This is a genomic window from Treponema sp. OMZ 788 (assembly GCF_024181245.1).
Lineage (GTDB): Bacteria > Spirochaetota > Spirochaetia > Treponematales > Treponemataceae > Treponema_B.
Genome location: NZ_CP051199.1, coordinates 1362832 through 1383045, shown reverse-complemented (window position 1 = coordinate 1383045; position 20214 = coordinate 1362832). Strand labels below are relative to the sequence as shown.

The 20214-nt window shown below is 30.9% G+C and carries 27 protein-coding genes and 3 pseudogenes; all 30 read left to right on the top strand.

The window, feature by feature from the left end; genetic code table 11:
- Window positions 1-172 precede the first annotated feature (172 nt).
- Entirely contained in the window at window positions 173-355 is a 183-nt protein-coding gene (locus E4O00_RS06760) for a hypothetical protein (RefSeq protein WP_253679547.1), read from the top strand.
- A gap of 166 nt (window positions 356-521) precedes the next feature.
- Complete coding sequence (locus tag E4O00_RS06755; RefSeq protein WP_253679545.1) at window positions 522-800, top strand: BrnT family toxin; 279 nt, start codon at window positions 522-524, stop codon at window positions 798-800.
- Window positions 742-1032 (top strand): BrnA antitoxin family protein, encoded by a 291-nt coding sequence (locus E4O00_RS06750; protein WP_253679543.1) that lies wholly within the window; start codon window positions 742-744, stop codon window positions 1030-1032. Before E4O00_RS06755 ends, E4O00_RS06750 begins: the two co-directional genes overlap by 59 nt.
- 190 nt (window positions 1033-1222) lie before the next feature.
- Complete coding sequence (locus E4O00_RS06745; protein WP_253679541.1) at window positions 1223-1822, top strand: hypothetical protein; 600 nt, start codon at window positions 1223-1225, stop codon at window positions 1820-1822.
- Between the two features lie 231 nt (window positions 1823-2053).
- Window positions 2054-2764, top strand: coding sequence for a hypothetical protein (locus tag E4O00_RS06740; protein ID WP_253679539.1), 711 nt, complete (start codon window positions 2054-2056; stop codon window positions 2762-2764).
- A 938-nt stretch (window positions 2765-3702) separates the two neighbouring features.
- Entirely contained in the window at window positions 3703-4440 is a 738-nt protein-coding gene (locus E4O00_RS06735) for a hypothetical protein (RefSeq protein ID WP_253679537.1), read from the top strand.
- Between the two features lie 145 nt (window positions 4441-4585).
- Window positions 4586-5224, top strand: a complete 639-nt coding sequence (locus E4O00_RS06730; protein ID WP_253679535.1) for a hypothetical protein — start codon at window positions 4586-4588, stop codon at window positions 5222-5224.
- Between the two features lie 113 nt (window positions 5225-5337).
- Window positions 5338-6117 carry a hypothetical protein gene (locus tag E4O00_RS06725; RefSeq protein ID WP_253679533.1) on the top strand — a complete coding sequence of 260 codons (780 nt, stop codon included), beginning with the start codon at window positions 5338-5340 and terminating at the stop codon, window positions 6115-6117.
- Window positions 6118-6209: 92 nt separating this feature from the next.
- On the top strand, window positions 6210-7532 hold the full coding sequence (locus E4O00_RS06720) for an MATE family Na+-driven efflux transporter (RefSeq protein WP_253679531.1): 1323 nt from the start codon (window positions 6210-6212) through the stop codon (window positions 7530-7532).
- On the top strand, window positions 7532-8200 hold the full coding sequence (locus E4O00_RS06715) for a histidine phosphatase family protein (RefSeq protein ID WP_253679529.1): 669 nt from the start codon (window positions 7532-7534) through the stop codon (window positions 8198-8200). Before E4O00_RS06720 ends, E4O00_RS06715 begins: the two co-directional genes overlap by 1 nt.
- 149 nt (window positions 8201-8349) lie before the next feature.
- Window positions 8350-8988 carry a hypothetical protein gene (locus tag E4O00_RS06710; protein WP_253679527.1) on the top strand — a complete coding sequence of 213 codons (639 nt, stop codon included), beginning with the start codon at window positions 8350-8352 and terminating at the stop codon, window positions 8986-8988.
- Between the two features lie 15 nt (window positions 8989-9003).
- Window positions 9004-9150 carry a hypothetical protein gene (locus tag E4O00_RS06705; RefSeq protein ID WP_253679525.1) on the top strand — a complete coding sequence of 49 codons (147 nt, stop codon included), beginning with the start codon at window positions 9004-9006 and terminating at the stop codon, window positions 9148-9150.
- 174 nt (window positions 9151-9324) lie between these two features.
- Window positions 9325-9960: a phosphoribosyltransferase-like protein gene (locus tag E4O00_RS06700; protein ID WP_253679523.1), complete on the top strand. Its 636-nt coding sequence runs from the start codon at window positions 9325-9327 to the stop codon at window positions 9958-9960.
- Window positions 9961-10072: 112 nt separating this feature from the next.
- Window positions 10073-11080 carry a reverse transcriptase family protein gene (locus E4O00_RS06695; RefSeq protein ID WP_253679521.1) on the top strand — a complete coding sequence of 336 codons (1008 nt, stop codon included), beginning with the start codon at window positions 10073-10075 and terminating at the stop codon, window positions 11078-11080.
- A 142-nt stretch (window positions 11081-11222) separates the two neighbouring features.
- Window positions 11223-11435 (top strand): hypothetical protein, encoded by a 213-nt coding sequence (locus tag E4O00_RS06690; RefSeq protein ID WP_253679519.1) that lies wholly within the window; start codon window positions 11223-11225, stop codon window positions 11433-11435.
- Window positions 11436-11605: 170 nt separating this feature from the next.
- On the top strand, window positions 11606-11854 hold the full coding sequence (locus tag E4O00_RS06685) for an AbrB/MazE/SpoVT family DNA-binding domain-containing protein (RefSeq protein WP_253679517.1): 249 nt from the start codon (window positions 11606-11608) through the stop codon (window positions 11852-11854).
- Window positions 11851-12211, top strand: a pseudogene (locus E4O00_RS14230) (putative toxin-antitoxin system toxin component, PIN family). Before E4O00_RS06685 ends, E4O00_RS14230 begins: the two are co-directional and overlap by 4 nt.
- An 82-nt stretch (window positions 12212-12293) precedes the next feature.
- A complete protein-coding gene (locus tag E4O00_RS06670) occupies window positions 12294-12887 on the top strand; it encodes a tetratricopeptide repeat protein (RefSeq protein WP_253679511.1) in 594 nt (197 codons plus the stop codon).
- Window positions 12888-13064: 177 nt separating this feature from the next.
- Window positions 13065-13622, top strand: a complete 558-nt coding sequence (locus E4O00_RS06665) for an HD domain-containing protein (RefSeq protein ID WP_253679509.1) — start codon at window positions 13065-13067, stop codon at window positions 13620-13622.
- Window positions 13623-13749: 127 nt separating this feature from the next.
- Window positions 13750-14240 (top strand): annotated as a pseudogene (locus E4O00_RS14225) (hypothetical protein).
- An 11-nt stretch (window positions 14241-14251) separates the two neighbouring features.
- Window positions 14252-15043 (top strand): class I SAM-dependent methyltransferase, encoded by a 792-nt coding sequence (locus tag E4O00_RS06660; RefSeq protein WP_253679507.1) that lies wholly within the window; start codon window positions 14252-14254, stop codon window positions 15041-15043.
- A 148-nt stretch (window positions 15044-15191) separates the two neighbouring features.
- Window positions 15192-15449, top strand: a complete 258-nt coding sequence (locus E4O00_RS06655) for a hypothetical protein (RefSeq protein WP_253679505.1) — start codon at window positions 15192-15194, stop codon at window positions 15447-15449.
- 20 nt (window positions 15450-15469) lie between these two features.
- Window positions 15470-16039 carry an HAD family hydrolase gene (locus E4O00_RS06650; RefSeq protein ID WP_253679503.1) on the top strand — a complete coding sequence of 190 codons (570 nt, stop codon included), beginning with the start codon at window positions 15470-15472 and terminating at the stop codon, window positions 16037-16039.
- Window positions 16014-16208, top strand: a complete 195-nt coding sequence (locus E4O00_RS06645; protein ID WP_253679501.1) for an HAD family hydrolase — start codon at window positions 16014-16016, stop codon at window positions 16206-16208. The genes E4O00_RS06650 and E4O00_RS06645 overlap by 26 nt, the downstream gene beginning before the upstream one ends.
- A 26-nt stretch (window positions 16209-16234) precedes the next feature.
- Window positions 16235-17221, top strand: a complete 987-nt coding sequence (locus tag E4O00_RS06640) for a DUF2087 domain-containing protein (protein ID WP_253679499.1) — start codon at window positions 16235-16237, stop codon at window positions 17219-17221.
- Between the two features lie 2 nt (window positions 17222-17223).
- Window positions 17224-17844, top strand: a complete 621-nt coding sequence (locus tag E4O00_RS06635) for a hypothetical protein (protein ID WP_253679497.1) — start codon at window positions 17224-17226, stop codon at window positions 17842-17844.
- Window positions 17845-17877: 33 nt separating this feature from the next.
- The gene (locus E4O00_RS06630; RefSeq protein WP_253679495.1) at window positions 17878-18483 is read left to right on the top strand and encodes a hypothetical protein; all 606 of its coding nucleotides are present in this window, start codon (window positions 17878-17880) and stop codon (window positions 18481-18483) included.
- Window positions 18482-19298, top strand: a pseudogene (locus E4O00_RS14220) (RHS repeat-associated core domain-containing protein); the annotation flags it as partial. The gene E4O00_RS06630 and the pseudogene E4O00_RS14220, both read left to right, overlap by 2 nt.
- 58 nt (window positions 19299-19356) lie before the next feature.
- The gene (locus E4O00_RS06620) at window positions 19357-19635 is read left to right on the top strand and encodes a transposase (protein WP_210121237.1); all 279 of its coding nucleotides are present in this window, start codon (window positions 19357-19359) and stop codon (window positions 19633-19635) included.
- A 26-nt stretch (window positions 19636-19661) separates the two neighbouring features.
- Complete coding sequence (locus tag E4O00_RS06615; RefSeq protein WP_253679478.1) at window positions 19662-20207, top strand: DDE-type integrase/transposase/recombinase; 546 nt, start codon at window positions 19662-19664, stop codon at window positions 20205-20207.
- Window positions 20208-20214: the final 7 nt, after the last annotated feature.

Below are 20214 nucleotides of genomic sequence, written 5' to 3'. Positions count from 1 at the left end.
ACGGCACCGCAACTTTCGTGCCAACTTTGCCGCTGCTATGCGCGACGGCAAAGGCACAAACGCAGGTTAAGCGAATGTTAGGTTGACAAGCTAACCGCTTGCGGAAAGACTTGTGCGGAACCGGCCTATAACATTTATTTCGATCTAAAAATAAATTTATAGGAGGCCAAGTATGGCATTTTGGGAAATGTTTGCAAATCAAAATTTTTACGATGGAAAAAAATGGCGGAATAAGGGTGAAAAGATTGAATTTACAACCCGTGGCGATCAAAGACCAACAGTCTTTGATATTTCTAAAGCAACTAGAGAAAAATATGGGAGAGATTTGAGTAATTATTTTAAGTTTCGTGATTAATTTTAGAAGATTATAATATTTTTTAAAATTTAATTATTTCTGCCACTTTTTTGATTTTAAGATAAATTAAAGTCAAAAAGTGGCAGTATAACTATATAAAATATTTTTTTATATAAAATAAAAATATATGTATTGAAAATATTGCAAAAAGTATGTATAATATATTATGACATTTGAATGGGATAAGAATAAAAATCAAATAAATATAAGAAAACATGGTGTTTCATTTGAAGAAGCTCAGGAAGCTTTTTTTGATAAAAATAGAGTTATATTATATGATGAAAGACATTCGGATAAAGAGAAAAGATATTTTTGTCTTGGTAAAGTTGAAGACAAAATATTGACGGTGCGTTTTACCTTACGTAATGAGAATATTAGGATAATAGGTGCCGGATATTGGCGAGAAGGAAAAAGAAGATATGAAGAAGAAAATAGAATACAGTGATGCTCCTAAACAAGTAGCTGAGTCAATGTCGTTATCGGAAAGGATTGATGATTTTCTACCACCACCGGACAGATTAATAAGAAAATCTGAAAAAGTAAAAATTACGATAACGCTGGATAGTGAAAGTATTGCATTTTTTAAAGCTTCAGCAAAGAAAAATAATGTAAAATATCAAACAATGATAAATGAAATATTAAGCAAATATGCTGAAAGATATAGTTATACTATTTGATAATTATAAAAATAAACCTAACACTCGCTTCAACCTGACATTGCGGAGTAGCCGCAAATGCAGGTTAAGCGAATGTTAGATTGACCTGCCTAAAGGCAGGCGGGTAACGGAACCAATCAAAATATTCTTTCGACTGAGAAATAAAAATAATTGCAATGAAAAAAAAACATTGCGAAAGGATGGTTGAAAGATGAAACAAAAGAGGTTAGTTTCAATGTTATTAGTTGCAGCATTATGTACTACATCATTGTTTGCAATTGATCTGAGTGTTGGTGGTGGTATTGATTTTACACATGCCACAAAAAAAGCAGAGATTGATACAGGGTGGTTTAAGGTTAGCCCTAAAGCAACTGGTAATTTTTTTGGTGTAAAATGTTTTTTTGATGCACAATATGTTTTGGGTACTCTCGGTTTTAGCTTTGGTAGTAGTGAAGTTACTCCTTTGGTATCTGGAATTAATATGAGTTACTTTAATATGGCTTTTTTTGGAAAATATCCATTTACAGTTGGTATTGCAAAGATTTATCCCCTGTTTGGATTTGATTTAAATTTTAATATTTCTTGTAAAAAAGATGGAGAAAATTATAAAGAGAATCTTGATTCAAGTTATAATTTTCATCGACATTATGTTGCATTTGGTGTTGGATCAGATGTTTATGTAAAAGAAAGATTATTTTTAAAGCCTAGTTTATTACTTGGATTTCAGATGAATAAAAATATGGGTTCAGCAGCAACGAAAGAGAGCGGTTTTATGTTTAACCTTGGTTTTAGTGTTGGATATAAGTTATAGTTATAACTTTACAGTTTTGCATATAAAAAGTTCCGTAAAATATGCAAAACTGTTTTTAATGGAAGTTTAATATAGTCAAAGTATATAAAGGAAATCGAAAAAATGTGTTAGTTTTTGTTGGAAAAATAAAATCTAACACTCGCTTCAACCTGACATTGCGGATGAACCGCAAATGCAGGTTAAGCGAATGTTAGACGGACGCTCCATAGGAGCGCTTGCTGGGAAAAAGAAATGTATAAAAAGAGTTGTTTAATTTATATTTTAATGGTAATTTTTATTGTATCGGGTTATACACATGAAAATATTTTATCCGTATTTAAAGATTCAAATGGAGAAACAAATTTATCTTTGTGTTTAAAAAATGGATTGATGAAATTAGAAGTAAATTTGGATGAAGAAATTCCAGAAGGAAATCTTTCCGCTATAAATTATATTTTAAAATATACTTATGAGAATCATATTCATAAAATGCGAGGAGAAGAAGATAATAAAGTTTATACAAAAGAAACAGGTGAAGAAGCTGTTTTCGATAAAGAAGGAAATCTTGTTACAAATAGTTGGAATAAAGGATCTTTTAATTATGGCGCATATAGTAAACCTATAAATAAATTTGAAGTAGATATATTGCCGTGGCTAATTTGGGGAAATACGAGAGAAGATCCAACAACTTTTGATGAAAGATTTTATCATTATATTATGGATTTGGATAATGGTATTCAATCTTATATATTTATGGAAGATAAAACTAAATTAGAAAAAATAAAATATTCAAATTTAAATGAAATGGATAAATTAATATATAAGTTTTTCAATTATTTGATATTTAATAATACTTATGAATTTGATTTATCAGAAAAAAATATAGTGAAGTATAAAGAGAATGCTAATAATTATTGGAAATATTTATCACAATTAGTAATATTGTCTGGATATGAAAAATAAAGAAGCGTCTAACACCCGCTTCAACCTGCCATTTGTTTTGTCACGAAAGTTGCTTAAGGCGGTCATTGCTCACGCAATTCCCTTTTTTATGCAACTTTCACGCCAACTTTGCCTTGCTATACGCGTCGGCAAAGACACAAATGCAGGTTAAGCGAATGTTATGTGGGCACCCCTTAGGGTGCAAGGATTAAAATAAGAAAAATGAAATTAGTTTTTTCAAATATTTATTTTTATTCCATTTTAGATGAAGAAAGTTTTGAATTTTATTTAAAAAATATATCAAATAAAATTGAACGAATTGGTTCTAAAATAATTATTCAAATAGAAAAAAATCTTTAACAAAAGAAAAGCTAAGAAATATTTTTGGTTTAATAGAAAGATATTGTATTACCGTTGACAATATAGAAGACTTAATTTCAAATAAAAATAAAGACTACATTCTTAATCCTGCTATGTTTTGGTATAAATATTTTACTAAAAAATAAACTAATGACTTAGATAATTAATATTTATTCTATTTCTATTATTCTATTGATTGTTTTATTTTGATTTTTTTATTAATTTTGTAATTTATTATTTACTAAAAAAATAAATAAATGTTGTATAGCTCAACAAGGTGAATTGCATAATATTAAAAGGCTAGAAAAAATAAAAAATACAATTATTATATTTTTATTATGTCTATGTGTAAAAACATATTTTATAGATAAAAGTAGTGAATTTAGAAAAATTCAAATATTATAACTAGTGCGTTAGAAGAATATAATGATTATATAGGAGAAGAAGTTTTCAATTATAGAGGAATTTGGAAAGGAGTTTATATAATTGAATATAATACGAAATAACACATAACACCCGCTTCAACCTGACATTGCGGAGTAGCCGCGAATGCAGGTCAAGCGAATGTTAGGTTGACGCTTCGCGCAATAAGAGAAAAAATGAAGAAATATAGATATTTAATTATATTATTTTGTATTATGTTGTTTTATAGTTGTTCTGCTAAAACTAAGTATTTAGATGAATATGGTGATATTAAAGGCGAGCACTGTAAGTCGTACTTTGCAATGATCAATGAATATATGTTAAAAAGTTCTGAAATTGATGAAAATAAACTTTTACCAGATATTCTTGAAAACGAACTTATTGAAAAATTACAAGGTTGGAATATTGGCGAGTTTTATTCACTTTCTGTTTATGACTTTGCAGACAACATTGTTGCAAACAATTATTTTGTTATTCAGTCTGATTTAAAACATGGCTTATATGAAGTACATATACCAAAAAGCTATGATACAGAAGAAGGTGGAAAAATATGGAAATGTTATATAAATGTAATCTTTTTAGTTAAGAATAACAAAATTGTAAATTATCATGTTTTGAGAGAAGTTACATACTGTAAATTTATTATAAAAAATAATGAACTTCACTATATAACTGTTGATTCAAGTTTTGGAATGAACTATACACAAATTTATTATCAAGTTTATGATATGAATGATTTAAGTCTTAAAGTCAATGAACTGGTCTTTTCTACAGGTTCAGTTGTTCCTTCCGTTATAGTGTTTTGGAAGCAGAATGGTAGAAAAATTCTTTTTGAAGGCTTTTCCCATAGTGAGAGTGAGTTAATGTTTGAAAAATACTATAAAGAAATTGACCTAACAAGTGTTTCAAGCTGACATTGACTTTGTTATCAAAATTGCTCATAATTTTGATGATAATTTTTAGGTCAAGCCCACTAGCTTCAGTAATTGAGATGGCTCTGGTGTGGCAATCCCCCTTAAGCGAATATTTAGTGGATGCTTTTGGTGAGCTGAGGAAAAAATGAAAGAACAAGCTTTTTATTGTCGCACAAAAGAAAGAAGAAGAGAACTTATTAAAAAATATGATATTTTTCCATTAGCACATTTAAAATTAGTTAATGGTCAAACTAAATTAAGTGCTGCTGTTGATACTATTACCGATCAATATTATTGTTTTACCTATAAAAATAGAATTAATGAAAATGATAAAGGCTCTTTTTTTTGTGGATTGTTTGTGGCAAATGATTTTCTGGATATACTTAATCTAAATTCTCTTCCTCTATTTAATCCGTTTCATTCAGGTACACATAATACAATAAATAAAATAGAAATTAATGTTGAAAAATCAAATAAAGATAATTCTTGGAATGCTTTAGCGAAAGAAGCTTTTATAGCGATAAATATTCTTATTATGGTTTGGAATATTGTTCCATATGGGAAATTAGAAAAAATCCTTAATGATATAGTGAAATATCCAAAATCAGAACCATATTCATGGAAAATAAAAGAGATTAATAGAATCATTGGGTTTGATATTTCAAAAAGAACACTTACAGAAATGATAAATGAACTCATTTCTATGGATAAAAGAATAAAACAATACCAGTTTCCAGAAATGAAAAAAGTTCTTCGAAATGAAGGTATGGATATTTATATATAAAAAACACCTAACACCCGCTTCAACCTGACAAACGGGACTGAGCCCGTTTGCAGGTTAAGCGAATGTTAGGTGGATGCACCTATGGCGCACGATGTTGAATTATAGGAAAATATATGGGTATATTTGAAATTTTTTCCAGCGAATTGTATAATGTAGAAAAATTTTATGAATATTTCTCTGAAGAAGATATAAAGAACATCCCGTTTGATTTATATAATTTAATTGATATAGAACAAAAATATGAAAATCAATTTATATTTCAAAATTTTGTTGAGTTTTTTTCTGATTTATATGTGAGTTTAAATATTAATGATAAAGATTTTAAATATATAGATTCAAAATTGGATGAAATTGATTTTTCTCAGAAGTTTTCATCGTATTTGTATTCTGATTTTTTAATAAAGAAAGAAGGTGCGATTTTTGTATTTGCAAAAATGAGAAAGAAAAGTAACTGTAAATACTTAGAAGCAGCATTTATTAATGACTATCATAAAAAAAATCCTATATTAACTTCTAGATGCCTTAAGGAATTATTCTGCTTGGGAAGCAATAAAGCAAATGAATATGAAAAATTACTTTTTGAAAATATTGATGTAATTAATTTTATTACAATTATTTTGCTTTATGATAAAGATCTTGGTGAAAGAGTATTAGAATTATATAAAAATGAAGAATTTTTAAAAAATATAAAAATTAGCGACATTGAAGATTTTATTATGAGTTTTGAAATATTCATATCAAATTTATTGGCTGTAAATAAGATAAAAGATTTTAAAAGAGATGAATATATAAATAGTTTTAATTACTATATAAAAATATATGGTTTTTATGAGGTAAAGGATTCTAATTCATTTTATAAAAAAAGTCTTCAGGAGTTGAAAATTAACACCTAACACTCGCTTCAACCTGACATTGCGGAGTAGCCGCAAATGCAGGTTAAGCGAATGTTATGTGGACGCCCGTACTGGGGCGCGAGGAGTTTAAAATGAATAAAATCGGTAAGTCATTAAAAAACTTAAATTGGAAATTATTTATTTCCCTTTTAATTATGGGATTGTGTCCTACAATTTATACAACATTAAGAGTGTTCTTTTTAGGGGCTTTACCTGGAGATTGGGCATTTTCAATCGCCGGGCAGCTTTCGTGGGTAAATCTTATTTACGAAATATTAAATGAAGCAATAGTTCTTCCATTATATTTCTTTATGGGAAAATTTGTTGCAGAGAAATCTGAATATGCAAACAGGATAAAAACTGGATTGATTATTTCATTTTGTGTTTATGCTGTTTGTTCTGTTTTAATTTGTTGTTTTACAAATCCTCTTTTGGCGATAATGGCTACAAGTAAAGATATTATTACAGAATCTGCTGTGTATATAAGAATAGAAAGTATTGCAAATATATTCTCTCTTCTGGCAACTTTTCTGCTCGTATGTTTGGTAACATTAGGAAAATCAAAATATGTATATATTCTCACAGGTACAAAACTTGTATTAAGTGTTATTTTTGATACATTCTTTGTTTCTACATTAAATATATCTGCAAATTTCGGTGTAAACGGAATCGGTTATAGTAATATTGTGGTAAATCTTATTCTGTTTATAGTTTCAGTTATTTTGCTCAGTAAAAAAGGTTACTTTATTTTCAGTAAGGAAAAACTTTCTTTTGAATGGGCTAAGGATTTTGTAAAAATTGGCGGTATCTCAGGAATAGAATCTTTTGTCAGAAATATTGCTTATATGCTTATGATAAGCCGTATGGTTAATATGGTAAATGAACAGGGTACTTACTGGGTTGCAAATAGTTTTATCTGGGGATGGTTGCTATTGCCGATTAATCAACTTGGAGAATTGATAAAGCAGGAAGTTAGTACAGATGAAAAGGCGATAAAAAATAATACGCTCGGATATTTTGCAGTTACAGCGATAGTTTGTCTTGTTTGGTTTATAACAATCCCCGGTTGGAAAGGATTTATGGCAAATGTGCTGCAATTTTCTGATGTTGATAAATTGTATAGCCTTGTTATGGTGCTTCTTGTCTTTTATGTATTGTATGCATTGCAAAATGTATTTGATTGCGAGTTTTACGGACTTGGAAAAACAAATTATATGCTTTTTGAATCGATAGTTACCAATTCAATTTATTATGGTATAGCATTTGCTTTGTATCTTGCAGGTAAATGGACTCCGACATTGATAAGTATTGCATTGTTATTCGGTATTGGAAATGCTTTTGACAGTATTGTTTCAGGTGGTGCTTTTGCATATCTTTTGAAGAAAAAAAAGATAAACATTCTGGATGTTGAATAATGAAATTAGTATCAATATATGAACACATGGAAAAAGGTGCTTCAAAAGTACCTGTCGGTCAAAATTGTAAAATCATTTTTCGTCACTCAATCAGAGGAAAAATAGAGTCTGGAGTTGAACGAGAAGTAGCTCTTACTGACGAAGGAATTGAACTCTGTAAAAGTTTTGGAAGAAATTTACAATATGACATCGGATATGTTGCCTCAAGTACTTGTTTACGAAATATTCAAACTTGTGAAAATATCCTTTTAGGGAAAGCCCAAAATAGGAATATTGTAAAAGCTCCTAATGAAATGGAATATCCACAAACAAAAGATATATTTCTAAGCGATAAAGTTTTCAAAGAGCTAAAATTTAATAATCAAGAAATCATTTTTAAATTAAAAAAGGAAGGTTTGGAAGGTTTTAATTCAATACAGGAATCCGCAAAAATAATGCTTGATTATATGTTTTCCAATGGCAATTTAGAGAATACTGTTGATTTGTATTGTACGCATGATTTTCAAATGGCTATTCTTTATGCATATTTATTTGACTTTGCTTCGACAAGGAGAAGTATTGAAAATAATAAATGGCCAATGATGCTAGAAGGTATGATTCTTTGGGGAGAAAAAAATCATTTCTGGTGTAGCTGGAGAAATGAAATTAGGGAGTTTGTAAACACATAACACAGTTTTCAAAGCCGACAACACGGGCAAGCCGTGTTGCGGTTTAAGACAATGTTAGATTGACCTGCCTTGAGGCAGGCATGAGCGGAACCAATCAAAGCATTCTTTCGATGAAAAATAAAGATAATTGCAAGAAGGAAGGTCGAAAGATGAAACAAAAAAGATTAGTTTCAATGGTTGGAGCATTAGTTTTAACAATTAGTGCAGTAGTTTTAATTACTGGTTGTCCGCAGGCTAATGGCGGAATATCAACAAAAAGTATAGTAGAGTTTGATTCTACAAGTGTAAAATGCAAAAAAATAAATTCATCCCCTTATACGGATGTAACAAATGAAAGCCAAATACAAGAAAAGGATGAATTGCTGTTTGAAGCGATTTTGTCTTCAGATAAAATTGTCGAGAATTGGTATATCAATGATGTTAAACAAGAACATAAAACTAATTCGGTAATGTCATATAGGGTAGAAGTTTCCGATATTATAAGTGGAAATCTTAAAGTTAGGTTTACAACTAAAAATCCTGTAAAAGGAAATATAGAATTTGATACTGCAAGTATAAAATGCAAAAAAAAGAATTCATACCCTTATATAGATGTAACAAGTGGAAGTCAAATACAAGAAAAGGATAAATTGATGTTTGAAGCGATTTTACCTACAGGTAAAGTTGTTGAAAACTGGTATATCAATGATGTTAAGCAGGAGTATGAAACTAATTTGGTAATGTCATATAGGGTAGAGGCATCCGATATTGTTGATGGAAAGATTAAAATTCGCGTTGTTTTTAAATAGATACGGAGGAATACTATGAGCAAAAATAAACCAATAAAACCGACTGATAATCAATCAAATATGCAAAATCCCAACAAGGGAACATCCGGAACAAATCGCCAGTATGACCAAAATCAAGGTAATCGTGGCGGGCAGCTTAATCCAAATAAAAAAGGGAAGTAATTTTAGTATATGTAGTAATAAGTGCCGTGATTATTACATATACCATTTATTTATTGGTTAATAATGAATCTAACACTCGCTTCAACCTGACATTGCGGAGTAGCCGCAAATGCAGGTTAAGCGAATGTTAGGTTGAATGCGAGAAAATAATCTAATGTAAAGATATAATACACTATGAATGCACTTATAGAAGCAAAAGAAGCAAAAAAATGGTTAAACCAATTCAGCCTAGAGAATAGAGCAACAGCACAATTACTCTTGGATAGTATCATTATCATTTCGAATGCAGAGTTGATAGAGAATTTAACGAAGACTCTTGAAGAATTCTCAAATAATATGGCTAAAGGGAAAATTGCACTTTTTGTAGTTCGAGAAGTTGAAGAAAATATGTATTTGTCAGAAAATTCTTCACCGAATCGAATAAATGGTCATTCTGGAGTTGGCAGTGAAGGGCTTTTTGCACATCTAATACGTGATATTTCAAGAAAAAATCCGAATTTTTTGGATCATCCTAGTATAACACAGATGCGGAAAGAAAAGTGTCGCCATATATTTTGTATCGATGATATAATTGGAAGTGGAAAAAGATCAAGGAGTTTTTGTAATTGGTTATATGATGATAAAACAATTAAAAGTTGGTGTTCGTTAGGGTATATTGACATTAATGTGTGTGCTTATGCTGTTACATTAATGGGTAAATCGATAATAGAGGAATTAAAATTTGTTAAAACCGTGCTATTTGTTCAAGCTATTGGAAGTGGTAGGTCGTTTTGGACTTCAGAACAAAGAGACAATATAATTTATTTATAATCACTGGTTACCCGCTCTTTATAAAAAGGAAGGACTTCGCAAAGGAATTTCGCAAACTATAATTGATAATGCTATATCCTCTATTAATAAAATACTTGATAAGCGTTTGCCATTGATCCTGACTCTAGGTCATTTAGCTTATCATACTGATATACCATATCATGAATTGCAATTATTTGTTGACAGAAGAAAATATTCATATCGTGATTTCAGAATAAAGAAAAGAAGCGGTGGATTTAGGATGATATCAGTACCTTCTCAAAAATTACTCCATGTCCAAAAATGGATTAATAAATTTATACTTAGTAAAGCTGAAGCAAATCCATATAGCTTTGCATTTATTGAAGGAAAATCTGTAAAACAGTGTGCGGAAACACATCTTGGATGTAAATGGCTAATAAAAATTGATCTTAGGCATTTTTTTGAGTCGATATCAGAAATACAAGTATATGAATATTTTCATTCTCTCGGTTATTCAAAACTTCTCGCATTTGAGCTTGCAAGAATTTGCACAAAGACATATAGATTAGATTCAATAAAATATGATAATGATTATTGGAGAACAAGAACTTATCGTACGTATAAAATATATCAAGATAAACGAATAGGTCATTTACCACAAGGGGCGCCAACAAGCCCTATGCTTGCAAATTGTATTGTTAAAAATCTTGATTATGCTATTGCTAAATATACGACAGAACGTGATATCATTTATACCAGATATGCAGATGATTTGATATTTTCAACAACTAATCCCAACTTTGGTATGAAAAATGCTAATACTTTAATTTCGTATGTATATAGATTATTGCCCAATTATGGCTTAAAACCTAATACCCAAAAGACTAACATACTTCATCCAGGTGCAAGAAAAATAGTTTTAGGTTTATTAGTTGATTCTGACAAATTGAGATTAACTAAAGACTTTAGAACTAGTCTTGAATGTCATTTGTTTTTTTCATGTAAAGACCCAATAGGACATTCGATACAAAGAGGTTTTAATTCTATTCTTGGATTGAAGAATTATATTAATGGATTGCTTTCATATGTAAAATACATTGATCAAGATTATTATTTGAAGCTCAAGAAACGAAAATTAATACCGACTTGGCCAATCTAACACCCGCTTCAACCTGACATTGCGGACAAGCCGCAAATGCAGGTTAAGCGAATGTTAGGTTGACCTGCCTACGGCAGGCAGGTGCGGAACCGACCTATAACATTTATTCGATCTAAAAATAAATATTATAGGAGTAATGATTATGAGTGATGGATTACGTTTTAGATTTAAAAACCTTGATACTGCATGGAACGCCAGAGAAGAGATAAACAAAATAATTAGCGGGTTGCCTGCCAGCGGGGGATATGTCTCAGATTCAGTTACGCTTGATTTGAATGAGATGAGTAAAAATTCTTCAGAGACGACAAGAAAGGTACAGACAATTATAGATCGCTATGGCGGTGAATCATGGTAAAGTACAAATGTTAATGTGCTAAAAACATAGAGTAATCTACATTCCTCCAGATAAACTCATCTAGAGGTTTTTGTTATATAAAACTGTGATTAAGAATATAAATATTTAATAAAAGTTATTGACAGCAAGTATGCATTATAGTATAAGTAAGGAAAGTAAGGAGATGTTTTATGGAACTTGCAAAAGTAACCTCAAAAGGTCAGATTACAATTCCTCTTACGATAAGAAATCTGCTTGGATTAAAAACCGGTGATAAAGTTTTTTTTGAAGAAAGGAGAGGAAAAATTTATATTACAAACGCTTCTCAGATAACTTTGTCAAATGTTCAAGATCAAATGCAAGGGGAAGCAGAAAAAGCAGGCTTTCAAACGGAAGATGATGTTATTACTTATATCAAGGAATTAAGGAAAGCACGTTGAGAGTTTTTGTAGATACAAATATCATTATTTCTACGATACTTTTTCCTAATGGTAAAACGGCTAGAGTTTTTTCCCATTTGCTTGCAAAGCATACGGTGATAATTTCTTCATACACAAAAGAAGAATGTGAGGAAGTTTTTGAAAAGAAATTTCCATTGAAAAAAGAATTGTTGAGTGTTTTTTTTTGATGGAATTAGGTTTGAAGAATTCAAAAGTCCTAAGAAAATTGATGAAAATCAATATCCAAAAATTCGAGACATAAAAGATTTACCGGTTCTTGTATCTGCAATTTTATCTGATTCTGATATTTTGATTACCGGAGATAAAGATTTTGACTTGATTGAAGAAATAACCTAACATCTGCTCAACCTGACATTGCCTTTACGGCAATGTCAGGTTGAGCAGATGTTAGGTTGACCCTTCGGGCGGAGGATTAAAAATGAGTAGAACACTGTGTTTAAAAATACTTTATGTTATAATACTTGCATTGCTGGGAATTATTGTTTATTGGATTATATCAAATACTAGCGAGGAGCATCGATTTATTACTTCTCTTTTTATTGCTCTATTTTTGCTTATACCCGGAAGAGTAAACCAATACTTTTATCAAGATTTCTACAGAGGTAGAAAGTATTTGGATAAAGATGATTTAGATAAAGCGTTATATTACTTTTTAAAATTTGAGCACTGTATTGAGGAAAAGCCATGGAAAAAAAATATTTTATGGATGACATGGTCTTTCTCTATCTATACTATAGATATCTTAGCCATGGTTAAAAACAATATTAGTACTGTTTATATAAGAAAAGAACAATATGAAGAAGCAGAAAAATATATTAACGATGCTTTAAATATTGATGGTAAATATCCACTTCCGTATTTTAATCTTTCTATCATTAATATGGTTAATGGTAAGAAAGAAGAATGTATGAATAACATTGAAAAGAGCAGAAAATTGGGAATGAATAATAGCAAAGTAGATAAGTTTATAAGAAATATGCAGTCTATGTATGCTGATAGTCAATCTGTTTGAAAGTAAAAATAAATCTAACACCCACTTCAACCTGACATTGCGGAGGAGCCATAAATGCTGGTTAAGTGAATGTTATGTGGACTTTGTATTGATCCAATTGTGCTACAAGGAAAATCCTCATATTGTCAAGGTAAAAGCCTTGTATAGAATTATGATAAATGAAGCAGGAGTATAATTTTGTTTAATCAACTCTCTCTCCCCGATGAAGTGGAGTGTATTTTTAGTGAGCTCCGAATTCCGCCACGATTATATGCTCATTTACTGCTTGTTCACGATGTTGCAAATAAATTAATTGATGCCATATCTGTTACTTGGAATACTCTGAACATTGATAAAAATCTTGTTGTGTCTGTTGCAGCTACACATGACATTGGAAAATGTATCCACACAAATGAGCTTTCAGAAGAAGGTCATAAACACGAACAGGAAGGAAAACGATTGCTAATCTCGCTTGGTGTACCGGAAGAAAAAGCAAAGTTCGCTGCTACACATGCAACATGGTCAGAAAAATCAACTATTGAAGATATTTGTGTTTCTCTTGCGGATAAAATTTGGAAAGGAAGTAGAATGCAGGATCTAGAAGATTTATTAATTGGAAAAATCGCTAGTAAAACAAAAACGGAAAGATGGGAAATTTTCAGCTTATTGGATTCTATCATTGAAAATGTTACAAAAGATGCAGATACGCGACTAGCTTTTCAAAATAGTTTTTCCACTATGTGTAGAATCATATAATAAAAAAATTATTTTATTCTGTATAAAAATTTAATAAATAAAAAACATCTAACACCTGCTTACTCTGCAAATGGTGCGTAATAAAAAATAATGTGAATTTTAATGCTAAAGATAAGGAGTATATAAAATGGCAATAGCGATAATATCAACTCTTATGTTGATGGTGTTTTATTTTCTTTTGTTGTATGGAGGAGTAGCTTTTGTTCAGAATAAGAAGTTTTTTCTTCAGCACCTAAAGAAGTTTATGATGCTGTTCCCGACAGAAAAGAAAGATTTCATGGTGCCCATATAATCGGTTGGATTATAATTGCAATTGCTTTTCTTATTTTTTTGAGTTCATTTATATTTGGAGCATGGAACGGAATACATAATAATTTTAATTTTATCGAATTCTTTATAAGATTTTTAATTATGCTTTATGGAATGGAAACTTTCGATATTGTGTTTTTCGATTGGGTGCTTCTATGCCATTCTGATTTCTTCCCTAATTTTTATCCTGAAGTTAAGGATATCGTAGGCCCCCATTTGTTTGGATTTAATTGGAAGCCACATATTATTCATTACATTGTATATATTCCGATTTGTGCTGCACTAGCGTGGTTATGCACTTTATTTTAAGGAACCTAGTTATGAGCAAGAGAATTGAAATATTAAATTCGTTTTATGCTGATACCGATGAAGACAGCCGATTAGACAGAAGCCGTCATGGACAATTGGAGTATATTACTACAATGAACTATATTCACCGATATGCAAAAGCCGGAGCTAAAATCTTAGAGATTGGTGCCGGTACAGGCAGGTATTCCATTGCACTTGCAAAAGAAGGATATAAGGTAACGGCTGTTGAACTGGTAGAAAGCAATCTTGAGGTGCTGAGAAAAAACGGCAGCGGTATTAAAAATATCGTTTCTTATCAGGGAGATGCCTTAAATCTTGATAGATTTGAAGATAATCAATTTGACATTACATTATTATTCGGGCCGATGTATCATTTATATGATAAAAAAGATGTACATAAAGCATTGGATGAAGCAATTCGCGTTACAAAAAAAGGCGGAATAATTTTGACAGCCTTTCTTTCGGTATATGCTATTATGAATAACAATTACCTTAAAGAAAATCTTGCCGCAGGCATAAAGATGAACTTTGATGATGATTATAAAGTTAAGCATTTTGAAGAACAGCTATTTACCGGCTATGATATTTCAGAATTTGAACAGCTTTTTGAGTCTCATCAGACAAAGTATCTGACTACGGCAGCTGTAGACAATATTTTGGAATCGGCAGAAGGTAGAACTGATTTTAAAATGCCGGATAGCGACTTTGACTTATTTGTTAAATATCACTTAGCGACATGTGAAAAACGGGAATTGCTTGGTACTTCCAGTCATCTATTATATATATGCAAAAAAGAAGATTGAATGAATATGCAAAATAATTTTCTATTGAGAAATAAAAATTATGCCGAATTTCTTGTTAAAAACTCATAAAAGTGATACAATAGTTGTAGTTATAATATTTTACCGGAGTTAAAAAATATACGGTAAAATATTATAAAAAGGAGTAAAAATGAATACTAAAAAAGAAGTGTATAAATCAATAGAAAATAATGAATGGGAGTCCGTAAAAAATTTTTATGATCTTAGTACCGGTTTTACAAGAGCTGCTGAAGATATGATTATGCAAACTGAAAAATTTGATATTGTACTGGATAAACAAGATATAAATAATTTAAAAGAAAAAGCTGCCGTAGCCGGTGTACAATATGAAGTTTTTGCTGCAAGTATTTTACATCAATACTTATCCGGAAAACTGATAGAAAAATGAAAGCTTAAATTATCCTCACTATGAAACAATATACATTTTACATTTTCGATATGGGTTCTACCTTATTGGAATTCCATAATCCAATATGGAATGAAGATGAAATACTTAAAACCGGCCATAAGCGCATGATAACCCATGTTGCAAATATTTATGGTCAGCCTATTGCCGATAAAATCAATAAAGAAGTGATTTTACCTTGGTATGACTATGTTGAAAATGAGAGTAAAATTAAAAGAATAGAATACCGTATCTGTGAAGCCTTGTTTTTAAAATTTTACGAATTGGGAATTCATATTTCTTATAAAGAAATTATCGAAATATTAAAAAAAGATTATCTTGATTTTTATAATTATGCCCATCCGAATGAAGGAGTAATTGATTGCCTTAAACTATTAAAGGCTAAGGAGTGTAAAATTGGTGTTGTTTCAAATATCATGTATCCTCAAGAAATATATATTGAAATTTTTAATAGGGTATGGCTTGACACATTTATTGATAATTATACTTTTAGCTATGAAAATACATATATGAAACCTAATCCTTCTATTTTTTTACGAAGCGCTTATGCAGCTAAATGCGAAAATTTCTGAAACGCTTATGGTGGGAGATAATGAAAAAGTCGATATTATAGGAGCAAAAGCTGTAGGATTAAAAACCTGTTTATATGACAAAGATAAAAAATATAAACAGCACCAAGCCGAATTTTATATTAATAATTTTATGGAGCTTATTGATTTTAAGGTACACTATGGATTGTAAATTTATATTTTTAAGGTAGGTATACAATGGATTCACAAATTATAGCTGCTGCAAGATTAGAATCAAGTGGGAACTATGAGGAAGCTCTAATTGCTTATGAAAAAATTATCGTCGAAAATTTAAGCGTTTCGGATGCATTGTATTTAAAAAGATCTATTGCAGCTTGTAAATATTATCTAAAAGACTATGAAAGTGCCGAAAAAGCATTTATTAAAATTTTGGAAGAAGACAAAATAAGTGCCGATGAAAGAGGTGATATTGAAGATTGCTTGTACCTATGCTGTTTATATGGAAATAAGATAGAAAAGGCTGAAAGATATTTTACTAATAAATTGAAATTATCTGAAAATAATTATGAAGAAAACTTGTGGAATTACTGGTATTTGGGTCAAATATATTATTTAAAAAAAGATTATTCAAAGTCAGAGCTTATGTATAAAAAGGCCTTGGATGCTGCAAAAAAATCTAATAATGCAAGAATAAAGTTCTTTTTAGCTCATTTACTCGGTATTCAAATTATTTTAAAAAAGTACGATGAAGCATGGCAAAATATCGAAAAAAATACCGGTTATGAAGATAAATCATCGGGTTTGTATAAAATAGTACTTGGGATATTGAAAAAATATACTTATCCCAATGATGATGCTTGGAAAAAAATATATGATGAAGGAATCAAAGAAGCTAAAAATGAAAAATTTGAAGAAAATATTGAGTTAGGAAATCGGTTATTGAAATATCTGGAGTTAAAACAAGAAATTTCTCAATTTCTTGATAAAAACGGCCGTATTGTAAGGTGGCCTAAAAAAAATTATGACAAAATAAATGTCTTAAAATATTTGCAAGAAAAATTCGATCCCGATAAAAAATACTCTGAAATTGAAGTAAATGAGCTTTTAAAATCTTGGCATACTTTTAACGACTACGCACTTTTAAGGCGTGAACTTTTTGATAAATTCTTATTGGAGCGGACTCCTGATTGTAAAGAATATTGGGTTACTAGGGAGAAAGTTTAGCTATGTTACAATTACGGTTTAAAAAACTTTATTTTATTTTAGCAGTTATAACTATTGGTTTAGCGATGGCTATATTTTTAACTGCCGGTTACTTGAACAGCAATAACAAGGCTAAATCTTATTTTATTGGCAGGATAGAAAATTTTGATGGTTATTTTGTAAATGACAATTATATCCTTGTCAATTTTTCCGGTAATGGAAGTTATCTTTATGGAGGAATAATACATAAAGATAAATTTCAAGATGGAAAAAACTTATCTGCTGAAAACATTGAAAGTTGTTTAAATGCTGAAAATATTTATAAGTTTAAATTAAATAATTATTCTGATAATGCTGTGATATATATCGGGAATTATGATTCGGATAAAAGTATAGAAGTGTTTTTTTATGAATTTATGGGTTGGGGCATTGAATTTCCTATAGAAATTACGCCCTCAGGTATAGTGCAAAAACACGGTATGTTTAATAATATAGTTGTTACTTTTTCGGTAATACTGCATACGCTTCCTGTTTATATTTTTGTATTTATATGCAGTATACTATTATTACTTGTTTTGATAATTTATATAGGTATAAAACTTTTAAGGTTTATAAAAAATAATATTTATTCATGGAAGCTTTAATTTTTAAAGCTTTGTTGTAAATCGGAGGTTTGAATGCGTGAGTATGTATATATTTGGAATAATCCAAATAAAAATTATATTATTGCTTCCGGTATTGAATTTAAAGATATTGTAAGCATAGATAAAAATAAAAATTACCTTTTATTATCGCATGAATCTGAAATTGCAGAATATGATTTAAATACCCGATTTGATTATATCAGGTCTAATAAAATAGACGGTTTATTAAAAGAAGATATATATAGTTTTGGAAATTTTTCTTGGGTCCCATATACGGGAGAAATACTTCCTATACTTTCAAAAAAAACTGTTGCGGAGCTGCTTTATTTTAACCATATTACAGAACCATTTGATAAAATCATTTTTGAGGAGCTATTAAATGAATATTTAGCCTTTGCACATGATGACGGCTGGTTTTTAAAAATGTATTATGATAATTTTCAGTTTATAAATAAAATACTTGAAAAGATAAATAAGAAATTTTCTTGTTACATTAACACATCAGAATTCCAAAAAGGACTTTATGCCTATTGGATAGATAAAAACGGTATAGAAACAGAAATTATATCTGATGATATAGATAAAATTTTAAATAAAAGGAAATGGAAGCATAGATGCCCGTATATTTTCAAAAGATGACGAACACGCACAGCGAGTGTATATAAAGTATGGAAACGGCGTAGAAACACGGTACAAATATGATGAAAAACGGCGTTGGTTAGATACATATAGAAACAAAGAATAACCAAACTCAAGACGTCTTTCAAAAAATAAAGTATAATTTTGATGCAGTAGGAAACGTCCTAGGCTATAATAATGACGCAAGCGCCTACGAAACAAAACAAGAATATAAATACGATAATCTTTACCAGCTTATAAACGTAGAAGGAACAAGTAACCAATACAAAACCAAAAAAAGCTTTGGTGCAACACCTGTAAGCATTGCAAAGTACAGACAAACCTTTGCCTTTGATGGCATAGGCAACATGAAAGAAAAACTAAGCACCACAAACATACCCGGTGCCCAAGGAAACTCCTATCCCAAAGCTGAACTTGATTATAGTTTAAATTACGAATACGACCCGGCTTATGCACACAAGTTAATAAGGGCAGCTAACCGTTATTACCGCTATGACGGTAATGGAAATATCACAGCCGAAAAAGACGGCCCCTTCACAGATGAAGAAGAGTTTGTATTTACATACTCTTATTTTGAAGAACAAGATGTTTATGGTGCAGATTATGGTTTCGGGCTTGACGCTCCTAAAGAAACGGAACAATCAAACCCGCAAGACCTATTTGCCTACAGGCGTAACTACACTTGGAACGAGCGCAACCTCTTAACCAAATCAAGCGACAGAAACTACACAGTACACTACCGCTATGGCGAAGACGGACAGAGAGCACTTAAATACACAGACGAGGGGCGAAGCGAAACCTTATACTTCAATAACTGAACCGTTATCATAAAAGTGCAGACCTAAAAACCCGAAAAATAAAGGAAGGGAAGATATGGTCAAGTACAATAAAGAATTTAAGGAACAGGCACTGCTATTGTCAGATGAGATAGGAGTGAAAAAGGCAGCCGAACAGCTGGGACTCAGTTATTACACGATTGCAGAGTGGAGGAAGGTGAGAAGCCGAAAGGCGAAGGAAGAGAGAATCGCATCGGACAAAACACCGTTAAACGAGAGAGAGCTTGCCATGCAGCGAGAAATACAGGAGCTGAAAAAAGCAAACGAAATACTCAAGGACGCTCTCGGTTTTTTCGTCGTAGACCGGAAGAAGTAAGTACGCAAGGGTTATTCAGCTACATTTTGGAAAATGCAAAAGAGAAAATGTGGTCAATTGTAAAGCTGTGTAGAACCCTAAAGGTGAGCGAAACGGGTTTTTACAAGTGGAAACGGAACCGTACAAAGATGAAACGCTGGCAACTTCTTCTGGTCGAAATACACAAGATTCTTTCACAAGATCCTGAAAACGATAATTATGGAATACAGAGAATGCGATTAGCACTTGAGCAGCGAGGCATAAAAGTTTCTCGCTCGACTATAATCAGAGCGATGAGGAAGGGGAATCTGCTTCATAAGAGCAGAAGAAGCCCTGATGGACTTACCAAAGCCGACAGAAAGGTGCAAAGGCCTGAAAATCTTCTTAAAGGGGACTTTAGCGCAGACGCTCCTAACAAGAAATGGCTGACCGATATAACGCAGGTTCCGTGCAAAGATGGAAAGCTGTATATTGCACCGATGATGGACTGCTTTGCAGGAGAGATAATCGCAGTAGCGATGGACGACAACATGAAAAAAGAGCTTTGTATAAAAGCTCTAAAGGAGGCATATGAATTAAGAAAGCTAGGCTGATGGGCTC

What these genes read in the sequence shown, in the direction of transcription:
- E4O00_RS06760 (WP_253679547.1), top strand. Translation starts at nt 173, where the DNA reads ATGGCATTTTGGGAAATGTTTGCAAATCAAAATTTTTACGATGGAAAA.
- E4O00_RS06755 (WP_253679545.1), top strand. Translation starts at nt 522, where the DNA reads ATGACATTTGAATGGGATAAGAATAAAAATCAAATAAATATAAGAAAA.
- E4O00_RS06745 (WP_253679541.1), top strand. Translation starts at nt 1,223, where the DNA reads ATGAAACAAAAGAGGTTAGTTTCAATGTTATTAGTTGCAGCATTATGT.
- E4O00_RS06740 (WP_253679539.1), top strand. Translation starts at nt 2,054, where the DNA reads ATGTATAAAAAGAGTTGTTTAATTTATATTTTAATGGTAATTTTTATT.
- E4O00_RS06735 (WP_253679537.1), top strand. Translation starts at nt 3,703, where the DNA reads ATGAAGAAATATAGATATTTAATTATATTATTTTGTATTATGTTGTTT.
- E4O00_RS06730 (WP_253679535.1), top strand. Translation starts at nt 4,586, where the DNA reads ATGAAAGAACAAGCTTTTTATTGTCGCACAAAAGAAAGAAGAAGAGAA.
- E4O00_RS06725 (WP_253679533.1), top strand. Translation starts at nt 5,338, where the DNA reads ATGGGTATATTTGAAATTTTTTCCAGCGAATTGTATAATGTAGAAAAA.
- E4O00_RS06720 (WP_253679531.1), top strand. Translation starts at nt 6,210, where the DNA reads ATGAATAAAATCGGTAAGTCATTAAAAAACTTAAATTGGAAATTATTT.
- E4O00_RS06715 (WP_253679529.1), top strand. Translation starts at nt 7,532, where the DNA reads ATGAAATTAGTATCAATATATGAACACATGGAAAAAGGTGCTTCAAAA.
- E4O00_RS06710 (WP_253679527.1), top strand. Translation starts at nt 8,350, where the DNA reads ATGAAACAAAAAAGATTAGTTTCAATGGTTGGAGCATTAGTTTTAACA.
- E4O00_RS06705 (WP_253679525.1), top strand. Translation starts at nt 9,004, where the DNA reads ATGAGCAAAAATAAACCAATAAAACCGACTGATAATCAATCAAATATG.
- E4O00_RS06700 (WP_253679523.1), top strand. Translation starts at nt 9,325, where the DNA reads ATGAATGCACTTATAGAAGCAAAAGAAGCAAAAAAATGGTTAAACCAA.
- E4O00_RS06690 (WP_253679519.1), top strand. Translation starts at nt 11,223, where the DNA reads ATGAGTGATGGATTACGTTTTAGATTTAAAAACCTTGATACTGCATGG.
- E4O00_RS06685 (WP_253679517.1), top strand. Translation starts at nt 11,606, where the DNA reads ATGGAACTTGCAAAAGTAACCTCAAAAGGTCAGATTACAATTCCTCTT.
- E4O00_RS06670 (WP_253679511.1), top strand. Translation starts at nt 12,294, where the DNA reads ATGAGTAGAACACTGTGTTTAAAAATACTTTATGTTATAATACTTGCA.
- E4O00_RS06660 (WP_253679507.1), top strand. Translation starts at nt 14,252, where the DNA reads ATGAGCAAGAGAATTGAAATATTAAATTCGTTTTATGCTGATACCGAT.
- E4O00_RS06655 (WP_253679505.1), top strand. Translation starts at nt 15,192, where the DNA reads ATGAATACTAAAAAAGAAGTGTATAAATCAATAGAAAATAATGAATGG.
- E4O00_RS06650 (WP_253679503.1), top strand. Translation starts at nt 15,470, where the DNA reads ATGAAACAATATACATTTTACATTTTCGATATGGGTTCTACCTTATTG.
- E4O00_RS06645 (WP_253679501.1), top strand. Translation starts at nt 16,014, where the DNA reads ATGCAGCTAAATGCGAAAATTTCTGAAACGCTTATGGTGGGAGATAAT.
- E4O00_RS06640 (WP_253679499.1), top strand. Translation starts at nt 16,235, where the DNA reads ATGGATTCACAAATTATAGCTGCTGCAAGATTAGAATCAAGTGGGAAC.
- E4O00_RS06635 (WP_253679497.1), top strand. Translation starts at nt 17,224, where the DNA reads ATGTTACAATTACGGTTTAAAAAACTTTATTTTATTTTAGCAGTTATA.
- E4O00_RS06630 (WP_253679495.1), top strand. Translation starts at nt 17,878, where the DNA reads ATGCGTGAGTATGTATATATTTGGAATAATCCAAATAAAAATTATATT.
- E4O00_RS06620 (WP_210121237.1), top strand. Translation starts at nt 19,357, where the DNA reads ATGGTCAAGTACAATAAAGAATTTAAGGAACAGGCACTGCTATTGTCA.